This is a genomic window from Candidatus Villigracilis vicinus, from assembly GCF_016702885.1.
Lineage (GTDB): Bacteria > Chloroflexota > Anaerolineae > Anaerolineales > Villigracilaceae > Villigracilis > Villigracilis vicinus.
In genome coordinates, this window is record NZ_JADJDD010000022.1 from 144,957 (window position 1) to 159,034 (window position 14,078).

A 14,078-nucleotide genomic window follows, 5' to 3' on the forward strand; every position below is an offset into this window, starting at 1 on the left:
TGAACTTGATTATAGCATGGCTATTATTAATGCCACGACCACCCCAAACGCGCCGCAGGAAAAATTGACCAGATCATTATCCAGCCACGTCCAGCCGCGGATGTGAACCGTTTCTGTGCCGCAGGTGTGCAGGGGATGTTTCTCGGTCTCTTTTTGGTCGGTGGGGCAGAAGTACATGGCTTGGACGGTTCCGCCGAGTAATGAGTCGAACAGGGAACCGGCGAGTCCGCCAAGGGTGACGATAAAGAAGACAGAAACTGGATCAGCCGTCCCGTAGAGGGAGGCGGCGAGAATGCCGATGAGGGCAGACCCTGTCAACGAGGCGAGTGTGCCGATTAATGAGATTCCGCCTGAGGTGCCTTTTTCCACGACTTTGGTTAAGTTGGTGATCATGCGCGGAGGGTTGGGATTCAATACGCCGAGTTCGGTTGCCCAAGTATCGGCGTTGACGGCGGCGAGAGAAGCGGCGAAGCCAACCCATACCCAGGGTTCGTTGGGGTAGAAATAATGCAGGGCAGCAAAGAAGGTGGCAATACCGCCATTACCAAAGACCTGACCGGCGTCACGTTCGTGCCCTTTGGAGAATTTCTCTTCGAGTTTGGCTTTGCGTTTTTTGAAGGCGCGACTCAATGCAGAGGAGGTAATAAAAAAAGTGAGCAATAGAATCGCCCACGATAAACCGCCAACTCCGAAGATGATCGTTCCAGTGAAGGCGGCGGCGACGGCTCCGCTTTTGTTAAGGCTGTGGGCTTTGTATGCGAGGAAGGCAATCAGAAGGGCGAGGAGAAAACCAAGGAGAAGTTGCATGGGGAGGTGAAAGTCAAAAAATCGAAGGGCAGGGATTGGAAGTCGGACTTTTGACTTTCGACCTTCGATGTATCTTACACGGGTGTGGTGATGATGAACAGAACTGCTAAAAGGAACAGCAGGCTGGTGATTGTGCTTGAACCCCAAATAATGAAGGCGAGCGTACGTTCACGGTCCCAGCGATAGAAGTAAAGACCTGCGATCCAGCCTGCAACGGCGAGCAAAAGACTTGCAACCGGAAAGATCATAAGTTGTGAGGAAGGCACAGTTTGAAATGTGCTTTCTGAAGCTTGAACAGCAAGTGCGACTTCTGGAGTGGTGGGAATGATAAGGCTGGACCAGACGAACAACCCAATGTTCAAAAAGAGTGCCGAGAGCCACAAGTAACGCGCCATGCCGCTTTCCCATGCCTGCGAAACAATAAATGAGGGATAGACCGATTTTGCTTCTGTTGGAGCAAGGCTGCCCAATTCGGTGGCTCGGGCGAAGGTTTGGGTCAATCCGGCAGGATTTTCGGGTGAAATGACAAAAACACGTTTGGCGGTGGCAATGAGTAAAAGTTTTTTGGGGTCTGCTGCAATGAACTCTACCACGCCAAGATCGGGGTGGCGTCGCAGCCCAAGCAATGCACCAGGCAGCGGCATTGCTGGCAGGGTGAGCGGGTGGGTCAAGTCTTCGGCAGGACGCATCCATTCAATTTCAGAGAGAGGGATGTCTTCCACACGCAACCCCCAGCGGATGGCGAGACTGTCACGGTCGATCTCATAACTTCCGCGATACAGGGCAAAGATGCGATAGGCAAAAAATGGAATCGGTACAAACGCTGCCAGCGAGACCAGCAGCCAGATAAGGAAGGCGGGGCCTACATCAGCTGAGGTGAGTTGGATGAATCCCACCACGACCACCACACTTAGTGTAAGGAGGATGATGCCGTGGATGAGGAGTCCACGCTGCTTGGGTGGTGGGAACAAGCCAGTGTTCATGAAAGGTACAGCATTTTGATGAAGACAGTTTTTGGTTTTTCTTCGCGCAAGACCAACTCAATATCTTCCTCTTCCTTGAGTCCCATTAAATGCGGGTTATCTGCAATGCGCATGCGGATCTCGTGCGGCTGTCCCTGCACGGTGTAGGTAAATTTTCCATAATAGGTGTAACGGCGACGATTGTTTTTGCCGCTGCTTGCAGTGACCGTTTCAAGGTCGAGTATTTTTCCGGTGACGGTTATTCCATCGCGGAAGGTGGACATGATGAGGTTGTAGCGGGTCACAAACCAGATAATCCCGATCACAGTTAGAGCAGCAAGAATGGCAACCAAAAGAGGAACGATCTGCTGTTCAAACCCATAGTAAGAAATCACTTGAAAAAGCAAAGAGCCAACGATCATTTTGACAGACGATTGGATATTATAGTCAGTAGAATAAAGATTTTTGAACGATGGGGTTTTATTATTCATATGTCACCTCTTTATTTTTTTATTAGTAAATCAATGTTTTCTGAATTTAAAAGACTATCAACCGGTAAAGCACCGTTTTCACTGGATGTACGGCGCTTTAATTCTACCATTCCATTTTGCAGCCCTTTTTCGCCGACAGTCAGACGCACGGGACAGCCGATCAGGTCGGCATCATTGAATTTAACTCCGGCACGCTCATCGCGATCGTCGAACAAGACCGAAGTGCCTGCGTTTTGTAACGCGTTATAAATTTCTTCGGCTTTGGCTTTTGTGTCCATCGTCTTGCCGGGGACGTGCATCAGGTACACATCAAAGGGGGCGGCAGAGTTGGGCAGGGTCAAGCCTTTGTCATCGTGATTAGTTTCTGCAAGGGAAAGCATTAGGTTCTCAAAATCAACTTCACTTCCCGATGCAATTTGTATAGCAGATGAAACCTCTAATGGATTTCCGCACTTAGGGCAGCCATCGCCAGCTTTAGCTTGCACCAGATCAGCAACCATCTCCGCTGCATAATCGCGCGGATAGTTCGTGTTCAATAAGTGATAGCCAGCCTCATTCGCGCCTGCCACGAGGTTTTGCGATTCGGGGATCAAGTCATCGACGAGGATGAGCGCATCCCTTAAGCCAATGGGCGATGCATACCCCGCGGCAGCCCCGGACTTTGAAATGGATTCTACATCTGCCAGCGCCACCTCGCCGACGAATTTTCTCAGCTTCGCTTCGCTCAGTTGCATATCTCCGCGCACGGCGATGAAGATGAATTTGTTATCTGCCTTGCGGACGAACATCAAGGCTTTGGCGGTCTTTTCTTTGGGGATATTTAGCAAAGCTGCCAACGCCTCAATAGTATTGCAATCAGGCGTGGATATTTTTTCAAGCGGACGTTCCTCTTCTCGCGGCAGGGCGGTCTTTTTGAACTGAGCCAGCTCAAGCCGCTCTGTGTACTGACAAGATGGGCAGTGGGCGAGTTCTACATTTCCAGTGGAAAGCAGAAAGTAAACATCGCTTTCATTTTTCTGAAGAGACAATCCCAGCGAATTAATGTCGCATTTTTTCAATCGAGCAATCATCTGTTCGCCTAGCGGCAGGAGTTGATTGTCACGGGTGATGTATCCGGCACGGACGAGCCAGCCGAAGCCTTGAGTCCGGGCGTTGTTGGGGAATTCACGTTGGGTTTGGATGGAGAGAGAGGTGTATTTCATATACAAATTCCCCCCTCCTTATCGGAGAGGGGCAGGGGTGAGTTTATGATTCTTCCGATTTCTTTTTGCGTGGTAGGCGTTGGGTATTTACAGGGGTGGATGCCGGGGCGGGGACTGGTTCGGGTATCTGAATCGGCGTCTGCGCGATGACTTCGGCTTGGGCGGCTTCCGAAGGCGTGGCTTCAGGAGCCGGCTCGAGATTAAGGTCGACCGATTCTTCCATCCGAATCTGACCGCGCAGGAACGCACCTTCCTCGGTCACGAAGGCAGTGGTGACCACGTCGCCCCACACACGCCCCGTAGCGCGGATTTCCAGCTTTTGGGTGGTGATGTTCCCTCGCACCGCACCGGCGACAATAACAGTGTTGGCGCGCACGTTTTGGCAGGTGACGCGCCCGGTCTCGCCGACCACGAGCATGCCGCGCAGGGCGATTTCGCCTTCGAATGCGCCTTCGATGCGCACGCCACCGGAGCCGTTGATGGACCCGTGCCAGATCACGCCTGAGCCCAGCACCGAAGTGATGCGCTCGACAGCTTGGACGGGTTGTACGGTTTCAGCGGGAGTAGGATTGCGTTTGAACATTAAGCACTTGCTCCCATGGAAACCTGATATTCAACCGGAAAGATATCTTTCAGATTAAGGCGTGCAGGCGTCCAGTCTCTTACCAATGTGTTCTTCCCCCAGTGTCCCGCACAGAATATAAAAGCGATTTCGGGTTATAAATTATCTGCATTTCAATCTTTCCATTCTCCGTAAAAGACGTACACAGTTACGGTGATAATCGTATCATTTTCTTCCACGTGCCAGGCGCCCGAGACGGGCCCCCCGAAAGAAAAAACCCCCGGGGGGACGCAGGCGTTCTTAGCCGTTGTAATGTGTGCGGTTCGATCTGAATTTTCATTTGTCCAACGCCCAAGATAGGATAAGTACCTAATTTTACCGTTAAAACAAAAAGGGGCGGACGTGAAGCCCGCCCCTATGAATTACTCGCCTTTTTCTTCCACCATTTGCACGCCCATGATGTTGAAACCCGAGTCTACATACATAATCTCGCCGGTAATGCGCTTCGACAGATCCGAAGCGAGGAAGACCGCTGCATCGCCGACATCTTCAATGGTGACGTTCTCGCGCATGGGAGATTTATCTGCAAAGTGTTTGTACATATCGCGGAAACCGCCCACGCCCGCCGCCGCAAGGGTGCGGATCGCGCCTGCTGAAATGGCATTGACGCGGATCTTTCGCGGACCGAGGTCATACGCCAGATAGCGTGTGGATGATTCCAATGCAGCTTTGGCAACGCCCATCACATTGTAGTGTGGGGCAACCTTCACAGCGCCTGACCCATACGTGAGGCACAGGATCGAGCCGCCATCATTCATAATGGGCAGGAAGGCATTCGTCAACGCCACGAAGGAGAAGACCGAAATATCCATCGCCACACGAAAGCCTTCACGGCTGGTCTGATGATAGGGTTTGCTCAATTCATCGCGCCCGGCATAAGCAATCGAATGGACGAGAATGTCGATCTTGCCAAAATGTTTTTCGGCTTTCTTCACAACGGCTTCGATCTGATCGTCCTTGGTCACATCGCATTCTTCGACCCACTGGCAATTGATTTTTTCAGCCAAAGGTTTTACGCGCTTTTCCATGATCTCACCGGCATAACTAATGCCGATGTTCGCGCCCTCGCGCAAAAAGGCTTGAATGATGCCCCAGGCAATCGACTTGTCATTTGCCAGCCCAAAGACCAGCGCGTTTTTTCCTTCAAGTAATCCCATAACTCTCTCCTCGATAATTCGGTTTTGGATACCCTTATTTGAGTATCGGCTCTTTGACTAAGAATCTCCAAGGCTTTGATAGCCAAGGTTCTGGTGTTTTATTTAAACCCACCCGTGCGCCAATCGTCACGCTCTTTTCGGGGACTTTAACCCCCGCCTCGATCCATAAACCTGAGCTTGATTCCGTTAAATCGGCATAGTTCTGGCTCTTGGTGATTCCCAGCGCCTGAGTCAGCTTGCCGGGACCAAACGTATCCCGTCCCTGACGGCGATTCATCATCACCTCCACGCCTTCGAGCGGCTGAATCGCGCGGATCAGCACCGCCGCAGGAAAGCCTTCCTTCTCGGTAACAGCATTTAACATCCAATGATTGCCATAGGTGAAGTACACATAGGCATGCCCCGGCAGACCAAACATCGGGTCGGTGCGGATCGTCCGCCCGGCTTTGGCGTGGCTGGCAAGGTCATCGAACCCGAAATAGGCTTCCGTCTCAGAGATCAAACCGACTAATTTTATGCCGTTTGAAATATGAACCAAACGCGCGCCAAGTAATTCACGAGCAACAGTTAGGGTGGGACGGTTGTAGAATTTACGGGGGAGAATCATTTTTGCCACAAAGGACGCCAAGCTCACGATGGTCGAGATTTTAAACTTTGTGTTTAATCACTTAAATCTGGTGTCTCGTTGAAGCGTTAATCTCAAACCCTCTTCCAACTGAATGGACGGGGTAAAGCGTAATTTTTCTTTTGCCACGGTCAAGTCTGCTTTCATGCGTGAAACGCCGCCGGAGGTTTGGTTGTTATAAACCACATTCGCTTTGCTTCCCGTTACGGTCAGGACGGTGTTGACCAAGTCCTGTACCGAGGTTTCCACCCCAGAACCGACATTGATAACTTTCCCGTTTATGTTTGGTGCTGTCGCTGAAGCAACCATGGCGCTGACCACATCGTCCACGTAGATGTAATCGCGGGTCTGGTTTCCATCGCCGTGTGCAACCAATGTGCCGCCGCGCAGCGCCTGCCGCAAATAGTGGGGGACAACAGGAGGGTGGGATGGCGGCAGATGCTGCCCTGGTCCATAGGCATTGAAGATACGTAAACTGACAGTTTCGATGTTCCACAAATTCCCGATTGTGCGGACGTAATATTCAGCAGAAAGTTTTGAAACCGCATAGGGAGAACGTGGATTGGGGATGTCTGTTTCTTTTAGGCTGCCATCGATCATGTCGCCATAAACCGCGCCGGATGACGCCAACACAACACGCTTCACACCAACATCCCGCATGGCTTCCATTAATGCAACGGTTCCGCCTACGTTGACGGCGTTGTAATCGCGTGGGTACAGGATCGACTCTTGTACCGAGACCCGAGCCGCAACGTGGTAGACCACATCCACATCTTGCAGAAGAGTCCACAGTTTGGGGCGGTCGCTTACATCCCCGCGGGTAAAGTGAACATCAGGAGCCAGTACTTTGGGGTCGCCGGTGGAGAGGTCGTCCAATCCGCGTACCTGATGTCCCTCACGGGCAAGGTGATTTGCAAGCGAAGAGCCGAGGAATCCCGCGGCTCCGGTAATTAAAAAGTTCATAGGGTAGAGATTATACTCTCAATATTTGCCGTCATATTTTGATTGACGTTTATGAGTTCGTGTGTTATTGTTGAGGCCAGATAGGAAAACGGTAGGTTACGTTGGTTTGAAGAACATCAACAGCTCACAGTTTTTACTGTGGGCTGTTTTGTTTTGTCCTCCGATGGAACAAACAGATTTGCCTATAAAATCTCAATTGCCATAGGAGGCAAAAAATGTCTGACAGAATTATTGGAACAGTAAAGTGGTTCAACGGCGATAAGGGCTTCGGCTTTATCGAACGCGAAGGTGGAGCGGACGTGTTCGTCCACTTCTCCGCCATCCAGGGTGACGGCTACCGTAACCTTCAGGAAGGCCAGAAGGTCGAGTTCACCGTTGAAAAAGGACCCAAGGGTCCTCAGGCCAGCAACGTTACCGTTCTGAGCTAAGTCAACAAAAAAAGAGCCGGATGCGAAAGCATCCGGCTCTTTTTGATTCTTATTTTTTACGTGGTGCCAGTCGATTCCTGCCATAACTCTTTGGGGTGGGGGCTGGCTTGGGCGGACGGTGCCCATCGCCGCGTGGACCGCCTCTGCCTCTGCCGCCAGAATCAGAGCGCGGCGGAGCGGGAGCCTTATAGTCGAACCCATCCAGCGTTTCACGTTTCAGTTCAGTGCCCATGATGCGTTCGAGCGTGCGGATCATATCCTTATCTTCATCGGTTACCAAGGTGAAGGCATCCCCGGTGCGTTGTGCTCGCCCGGTGCGACCGATGCGGTGAATATATGCATCGGCGGTATCGGGCATGTCGTAGTTGATGACGTGCGAAACGGTTTCGATATCAAGCCCGCGTGCGGCAATATCCGTGGCAACCATGATGTCATGATGACCGCTTTTGAATCCTTTGAGCGCGGCTTGGCGCTGCCCCTGTGAACGGTCACCGTGCAGGCTGGTGACCTTGAACCCGGCGCGTTCGATCTGCTGGGCTACGCGTTGGGCGCGATGCTTGGTGCGCGTGAAGACCAGCACAGAATTTGTGTCGGTGCGCTTGAGCAGTTCGATCAACAGCATGGTTTTCAAATGCTGTGGAACCGGATACAAGGCATGCGCAACCGTGTGGGCAGGTTTGATGATACCCATCGAGATTTTTTGCGGCTGCTTGAGTGCCAACTGGGCGAGCAATTCCACATCTGGTGGGAAGGTGGCAGAGAACATCATTGTCTGCCGTTTTTCTGGCACCGCTTTAACGATGCGGCGCACATCTGGAAGGAAGCCCATATCGAACATTCTGTCGGCTTCATCAAGTACGAGCAGTTCAATGTTTGCCATCTTGGCATGACCCTGCGCGATGAGATCCAGCAGACGACCCGGGCAGGCGACGAGGATCTCCGCGCCATTACGCAATGCCTGGATCTGCGGGTTCGCTCCAACACCGCCGTAAATGGTTACACTCCTGAGCTTTGTCCCCGCGGATAGCACTTTGATCACATCGTTGATCTGCTCTGCCAGTTCACGCGTCGGTGTGACGATGAGCGCGCGCGGTGTGTGGCGCGGACCTTCAAGTAGTTTGTTCAAAATAGGCAGAACAAAGGCAGCGGTCTTGCCAGTGCCTGTCTGTGCGGTACCGATAATGTCCCGTCCGCGTAGAGCGGCGGGGATGGCGGCTTGTTGAATGGGGGTAGGGGATTCGTACCCTGCCTTGGTAATTCCCTGCGTGAGGCGAGGGTCAAGCTGAAATTGAGAGAAATTCATAAAATCCTTCTGAAAGTGACAGACATCTAGAGGATGTCTTTTGAAATCATTATATCCTTTATATTTCTTTTGTTTGCAATTCGGAGCGTGTCAAAAGCACAACAGCGGTCAGGATCAATCCTCCACCAACGAGGACGATGGGAAGAAGCTGGTCGCCAAATAACCAGGTAGATAGCAGGACAGTGACGATCGGTTCAATGGTCGAAAGCATGGCGGCATTGGTCGGACCGATCCGATCCAGCCCGGCGAGGAAAGTGTTTACCGGAATGATGGTGGAAATGAAAATGATGCCTAAAACTGCAAGCCAGCCTGCCTCCCCGGTGGGGAAGTGTGCTCCGTTGACGAAGGTCAACATGCCATATACCGCTCCTGCCGAAGCAAAAATGACCGCAGACGATTGCACCGGCGAGACATGTTTCATCACATTTGTGCCGATAATGATGTAAATGGAATAGATCAGTGCCGCCACGATCGCCATGACCGCGCCAATGAGCTGCCCGCTGACGGGTCCCACGATGAGTGCGGCTCCGACCAATGCAAGTACGAGCGCGATGATCTTCGTCCGTGTGAGTTTTTCGTGCAGGAAGATCACGGAAAGCACGGCGACGAAGAATGGATAGAGGTACAGCAACAACGCCACCAGACCCGCGGAGGCATATTTGATTGCGGTCATATAAAGAAAGGATTGTCCCACATAACCGATCGCGCCCATGCCTATGAGTTGTGCGAGAATGCGTCCGCGTGGATACGGCTCCTTGCGCAGGATCAACAAAAAGGTCATGAATGCGGCGGAAAGCCCAAAGCGTAGGAAGAGGACAGTGAATGTGTCCATACCGTCGGCGTAGGCAAAACGCCCAAAGATGGCAAGCGTCCCAAATGAAGCGGCAGAAATGCCGATGAGCAAAATTCCGGTGAAGCGTTTCATAGCCGGCAACTATACCCGAAAAAAATCTCCCCGTTGATGGGGAGATCTATGCAAGTACTGCGTTTGGGTTCAGGCTTAGTTTTCGATGGGAGAAGCCTTCCCAAATTTCCTGCGGATAGATGATCTGATTCGTGCCGGGCAGTTGTTCCATGGCGAGACCGGTATTCATATCAATACCGATGGACTGATATGCTTTGTAGATCAACTGACTGCAATAGAAGGCGTCTTCGGTTTCAGGGTTGAAAAAATTGAGGTTGTAAGGTTTGCCCACTTGTGCATGCACATATTTTGCAATCGTAATGCGCATGTTGACTTCATCTTCATCAGAATAACCGAGCACATCCAACGGCGAAACGACTCCATAGAAGGTGTCGAACAGGAGTCCGCGTTGGCGTGCCATACGTTCGGTATCCCAATTTCCATTCGGCACATCAAAGGTGATGACCCCGCGTGCGCCTGCCTCGGCACAGCGTCCGTCGGGTCCGAGATAGATGGCAACGTGGTCAACATCCCCCGGCACGAGGCGACCAACCATTCGCCAAAACTCGCCTGGCAAAATATCGGGTTTGCCGTTCATGGTGCAAATGACATCGCCCGTTTGCACGGGCATGCCATTGATCTGATAGGTGTAAATCATTGTATTCATTATACGGAGTTTGCCCCCTGAAGTTTCAGCCGTTCATCTTAAAAACGAAAGCAAGAAATCACGGATCTGACCTGCCGTCTGATGCCACTTGGGCTGACGCTGATAGCGACTCCGCGCTGCGAGGCTCATCTCCAGAAGCAGATCGCGCCTCTCGTTCAGGAGCTGCAGTTTTTCAGTCAAACGTTGAGCGTCTCCCGGCTGAATGAGAAACCCGGTCCTGCCATCTTCGATGACTTCGCTTGCCGCGCCGAGGGTGGTGCCTATTGCAGGCAGACCAAAGCCCATCCCTTCGAGGTAGACGATGCCAAAGCCTTCATAACTGGATGGTACGACAAGAAGATGGGCTTGCTGAAGTTTATCAACAAGAGGTTGGTTGTTGAGTGCGCCGTGAAATGTGACAATGGGTGATAGTCCGTTATCACTGGCAAAGTCTTGCATTTGTTTGGCATAGGCTGGCTCGGTGGTGAGTGATCCGACAATATCTAGTTGATAATTGGAATTTGGTAATTGGGTTAAAGCTTCTAGCAGAGTATGCAATCCCTTCCGCTCGATGATATTGCCAAGGAACAGGATGCGTAGTTCTTTCTCTTTACTTCTTTCTATGATGTCATGTTCGTTGAGTGCCGCTCCAAAGCGATCTGTTGGCGGGAAGGCAACGACATCAGGCAGGTTATTCCCAACGACGCCTTGCACTACTTCTCTCGTCGTCTCGGAGTTAAAGATGAATCCATCCACACCCTGTAAATATTCTTTCTCCACCACGCGATAAAAAGCATTCTGCCATTTGGGGCGCTGTTCCGAGCAACGCAAATGATGGACAAGGCTGATCATGGGGTAGGGATGCGGGCGTCGATTTGCAAATATCAGAGATGGGTGATTCAGTTCATCTTGGATCAGAATATCCAAACCTGAGGGCAGCTTGAAGGTGAGGTTATCCGTCAGGTGTGAAGCGTAATTTCGCCAGGGCAGCGAGATGATCTCCACCATGTCGCCTTGCGCACGGAGATGATCCACCAACATACGGTCATACATATATCCGCCGCTGAGGGTGTCGAGCGAGCCGTAAATGACAAGTCCGATTTTCATTTATCGAGTTACTTGAAATGCCGCCCACGCATTGGCGTGTTCCCACAACACTACTTTTACACCGATAATGTTCTTTGCCTTGATGCGTTCATTTAAAGATGTGGCGAGTATCCGTGCAAAATGTTCAATGGATGGGTTCAACCCGGCAAATTCAGGTTTTTCATTCAACATTTGTTCTTTGTAATAATCTACGATCTCATCAAGATGCTTTTCCACATCCACAATATCAACAAGGTACCCATGTTGGTCGAGTTCGTTACCTTCCAGAACCAACTCAAGGATGTAGTGATGCGAGTTGGGGAAATTTTCCGGTCCCCAATCTCCGCCGATCAAAAAGTGACGAGCAATGAATTCCCGACGTACACCAAGTGAATACATAGTTTTCTCCAAAATAAAAGTCAGGCTGTAGGTCTAACTGCCTGCATAATTAAATAGCCGTTTTTTCGTTCAATAGGCATAGCAAAATCAAAAGCATCGATGTGCGTGCAGAGGGCGAGGTCAGCATGTGGAAATTGCGGATGTTCTTCCATGTGCTGAAGCGCATCTCTTGAGGCATGTACTCGTTTGACGAAATCCTGCGCCTCAACTGTCTGCCCAGTAAACTGTTTCTCCAAATAATCAGCACAAGCTACATCTTCATCATTTTTCAAGCCACCGGTGATGACAAACGATATCTCTGTAGGCTTTAATTTTAAGACATATTCAATCGTGGCTCTTGCCACAACAAAGCTGGTTGCCAGCATCACATTCGCGTTCACAGCGCGGACAGCACCCTGGGTCCCTGCGCCAGTGCGCTGAATGAGGGTGATGCCGTTCAGGTCATGTTCAAGGATGCGGGTAGGGGAGTTGCCGAAGTCGAAGCCTTCCGGTGGGAGTCCACTCACTTCGCCCATTGCCTTCGCGTTGATAAGTTGTGATTTTAATTTCAAGGCTTCATCCACACTGCTTACCAGTCGAATCTCTTTGGCGCCGCGCGAGAAGGCATATGCCGCAGTGGAAAACGCACGTAACACGTCAATGACGAGAACAATGCCAGCGGCTTGATGACAATCTTCAAGAATATACCGATCGAATTTCATAGCGATAGTTTTTTGAGCAAAATCCCGATCACTACTGCGAGGAAAGAGAACAGTAATACAAACATATTGAGCTTGCCAAGAACTTTCATGTGAGGCGGCAAAATGTTGGCAATGCCAAAACTTAGCATTACGGTTCCGACTGCGAAAACTTCCCAAGTGTGTGGGTCATTGAAAATGGCGATCCGACTCGGATGCAGATCCATATAGGGGAGAACGCCCAAAGAAACCAGCATGGTTAATATTCCACCCATGCTGGGGAGCCCGCCAAGAAAGAATTTCCCAAGCGCACTCTGTGCAAAAGCCGCACCTGAGATCTTTTTATTTTCCATAGTCAAAGACCACCTGTAGCGTCTCTTGCGGATTTTCATCCAGCAACTGGTATGCCTTGGCTGCATCATCCAATGAGAAGCGCTGGGTGATCCACTTTGCAGGCTGAATGCGTTCCAACGCCTGCCACGCCACCTCGAAGCGACGGGATTTATCCCAACGTCCGCTCAGTTCTGGCGAAATGGAACTGACTTGTGAAGAGATAAGTTTAATGCGTGAACGATGGAATGAACCACCCAGATTGATCTCGGCACGTTTTTGTCCATACCACGAACCGATTACAATGCGCCCGCTGAAGGCAGTGTGCTCAATGGCAGTGTTCAAAACCGAAGGCGAGCCGGTGAGCTCGAAGACAAGGTCGAAAGAGTCTAGAGTAGAGGGTTGGAGGTCGATAGGCGCAAGTTTATTGAGCTTTGTCCTTTGACCTTCAACTCGAATGGCATTTTTTCTTAGTTCGATCCCGTCTACAACGGTTAAATTCTCAAGCGGAAACTCATTCAAGAGCGAAGCTGTCAACAAGCCCACCATACCCTGCCCCAAAACCATCACACGTTCTCCAAGGATCGGCGCCCCGTCTTGCACCAGGTTGACCGCCGTTTCCATATTCGGAAGAAAGCAGGCGTTCTCAGGAGCGAGATCCGCAGGAAGGGGAATTAATGCGGAAGGCTGGGAAATGAAAGCTGAAGTATGTGGTTGAAAAGCAAATACATATTTGCCTAACCAAGACTTGTCCACTTGTTTGCCTGCTTCTTGCACCACACCTACACATGCATACCCGTACGCCAGCGGATATTTCAACTCGCTACTGACCGCATCATGCGCATCCTGCAATTGCGGAAACTGTCCGCGGTAGACCAGCATCTCCGTCCCGGCGCTGATGGCAGAGCAGACCGTTTTTACCAAAACCTCATCCTCTTTCAAAGAAGGAAGCGGCGCTTCAAAGATTTCCACGTTTCCGGGAGCTGTGAATATAAGGGTCTTGGCAGAAAACATGGCGGAAGTTTAACATAAAAGATGGCAGCCATTTCAGGCTGCCATCTTTGCGGCATTTTTTATTTTGGCGGCACCCCACGGGTCGGGTATTTGGGTACATCCCGCCGGAATTCATAATTTTGGATAATAGACTCGATCAGCTTTTTTCTGATCCGAGGGAACTTCTTTGAATTCGAAGCCAATGTTGAAGTACTGCGGGCTGAGGTCTTGCTGGCACCATGCCACACGAGCAACCAAACTCATGCGAATGGCTTTTATATCCGGCAGCTCAGGAATCTCAACCGCGAGCGTGATCTCTGTATCCGGTTTCATTGGCTTTTCACTGATGATCATCGCACCTGAGGCGGTTAGATCGCCAAGATACCCAAGCAAATTTCCACCATACAGATCAAAGACCTGAGTGTATGCTATAAGATTTTTGCGTTCCTGTTTTCGTCTTTCTTTCATGGGACCTCGTGCATC

General features: G+C 50.9%; 18 protein-coding genes. 1 reads left to right on the plus strand and 17 read right to left on the minus strand.

Translation table 11 applies throughout. The features are described 5' to 3' along the window. Window positions 1–9: 9 nt before the first annotated feature. From IPG80_RS15235 to IPG80_RS15270, 8 genes are all read right to left on the minus strand, one after another. A complete protein-coding gene (locus IPG80_RS15235; RefSeq protein WP_345108310.1) occupies window positions 10–807 on the minus strand; it encodes a DUF92 domain-containing protein in 798 nt (265 codons plus the stop codon). A gap of 74 nt (window positions 808–881) precedes the next feature. Further along, window positions 882–1,790: a PH domain-containing protein gene (locus IPG80_RS15240; RefSeq protein ID WP_345108313.1), complete on the minus strand. Its 909-nt coding sequence runs from the start codon at window positions 1,788–1,790 to the stop codon at window positions 882–884. Further along, window positions 1,787–2,260, minus strand: a complete 474-nt coding sequence (locus tag IPG80_RS15245) for a hypothetical protein (RefSeq protein ID WP_345108316.1) — start codon at window positions 2,258–2,260, stop codon at window positions 1,787–1,789. Before IPG80_RS15245 ends, IPG80_RS15240 begins: the two co-directional genes overlap by 4 nt. Before the next feature lie 11 nt (window positions 2,261–2,271). Beyond that, window positions 2,272–3,462, minus strand: a complete 1,191-nt coding sequence (locus tag IPG80_RS15250; RefSeq protein ID WP_345108319.1) for a YbaK/EbsC family protein — start codon at window positions 3,460–3,462, stop codon at window positions 2,272–2,274. Between the two features lie 43 nt (window positions 3,463–3,505). Continuing rightward, window positions 3,506–4,045, minus strand: a complete 540-nt coding sequence (locus tag IPG80_RS15255) for a polymer-forming cytoskeletal protein (RefSeq protein WP_345108322.1) — start codon at window positions 4,043–4,045, stop codon at window positions 3,506–3,508. 401 nt (window positions 4,046–4,446) lie between these two features. Further along, window positions 4,447–5,241 carry an enoyl-ACP reductase gene (locus IPG80_RS15260; protein ID WP_345108325.1) on the minus strand — a complete coding sequence of 265 codons (795 nt, stop codon included), beginning with the start codon at window positions 5,239–5,241 and terminating at the stop codon, window positions 4,447–4,449. A gap of 34 nt (window positions 5,242–5,275) precedes the next feature. Next, a complete protein-coding gene (locus IPG80_RS15265; RefSeq protein WP_345108437.1) occupies window positions 5,276–5,848 on the minus strand; it encodes a DNA-3-methyladenine glycosylase in 573 nt (190 codons plus the stop codon). A 57-nt stretch (window positions 5,849–5,905) separates the two neighbouring features. Then, window positions 5,906–6,829, minus strand: coding sequence for an NAD-dependent epimerase/dehydratase family protein (locus IPG80_RS15270; RefSeq protein ID WP_345108328.1), 924 nt, complete (start codon window positions 6,827–6,829; stop codon window positions 5,906–5,908). A gap of 215 nt (window positions 6,830–7,044) precedes the next feature. Between IPG80_RS15270 and IPG80_RS15275 the strand changes: the two genes are divergently transcribed. After that, a complete protein-coding gene (locus IPG80_RS15275) occupies window positions 7,045–7,257 on the plus strand; it encodes a cold-shock protein (protein ID WP_345108332.1) in 213 nt (70 codons plus the stop codon). A gap of 49 nt (window positions 7,258–7,306) precedes the next feature. On the opposite strand, the gene IPG80_RS15280 is transcribed toward IPG80_RS15275, so the two are convergent. The 9 genes from IPG80_RS15280 to IPG80_RS15320 form a co-directional block, all read right to left on the minus strand. Then, window positions 7,307–8,560 (minus strand): DEAD/DEAH box helicase, encoded by a 1,254-nt coding sequence (locus IPG80_RS15280; protein ID WP_345108335.1) that lies wholly within the window; start codon window positions 8,558–8,560, stop codon window positions 7,307–7,309. Between the two features lie 58 nt (window positions 8,561–8,618). Beyond that, window positions 8,619–9,485 carry a DMT family transporter gene (locus IPG80_RS15285; RefSeq protein WP_345108338.1) on the minus strand — a complete coding sequence of 289 codons (867 nt, stop codon included), beginning with the start codon at window positions 9,483–9,485 and terminating at the stop codon, window positions 8,619–8,621. 46 nt (window positions 9,486–9,531) lie between these two features. Beyond that, the gene (locus IPG80_RS15290; RefSeq protein ID WP_345108341.1) at window positions 9,532–10,131 is read right to left on the minus strand and encodes a YiiX/YebB-like N1pC/P60 family cysteine hydrolase; all 600 of its coding nucleotides are present in this window, start codon (window positions 10,129–10,131) and stop codon (window positions 9,532–9,534) included. A gap of 33 nt (window positions 10,132–10,164) precedes the next feature. Next, window positions 10,165–11,217 carry a glycosyltransferase family 4 protein gene (locus tag IPG80_RS15295; protein WP_345108344.1) on the minus strand — a complete coding sequence of 351 codons (1,053 nt, stop codon included), beginning with the start codon at window positions 11,215–11,217 and terminating at the stop codon, window positions 10,165–10,167. Beyond that, window positions 11,218–11,595, minus strand: a complete 378-nt coding sequence (locus IPG80_RS15300) for a 6-carboxytetrahydropterin synthase (RefSeq protein ID WP_345108346.1) — start codon at window positions 11,593–11,595, stop codon at window positions 11,218–11,220. A gap of 20 nt (window positions 11,596–11,615) precedes the next feature. Then, window positions 11,616–12,296 (minus strand): 2-phosphosulfolactate phosphatase, encoded by a 681-nt coding sequence (locus IPG80_RS15305; protein ID WP_345108349.1) that lies wholly within the window; start codon window positions 12,294–12,296, stop codon window positions 11,616–11,618. Continuing rightward, window positions 12,293–12,625 (minus strand): hypothetical protein, encoded by a 333-nt coding sequence (locus IPG80_RS15310; RefSeq protein ID WP_345108352.1) that lies wholly within the window; start codon window positions 12,623–12,625, stop codon window positions 12,293–12,295. Before IPG80_RS15310 ends, IPG80_RS15305 begins: the two co-directional genes overlap by 4 nt. Then, window positions 12,615–13,616: an oxidoreductase gene (locus tag IPG80_RS15315; protein WP_345108355.1), complete on the minus strand. Its 1,002-nt coding sequence runs from the start codon at window positions 13,614–13,616 to the stop codon at window positions 12,615–12,617. The genes IPG80_RS15310 and IPG80_RS15315 overlap by 11 nt, the downstream gene beginning before the upstream one ends. A 111-nt stretch (window positions 13,617–13,727) precedes the next feature. After that, on the minus strand, window positions 13,728–14,063 hold the full coding sequence (locus IPG80_RS15320) for a PilZ domain-containing protein (RefSeq protein WP_345108357.1): 336 nt from the start codon (window positions 14,061–14,063) through the stop codon (window positions 13,728–13,730). Window positions 14,064–14,078: the final 15 nt, after the last annotated feature.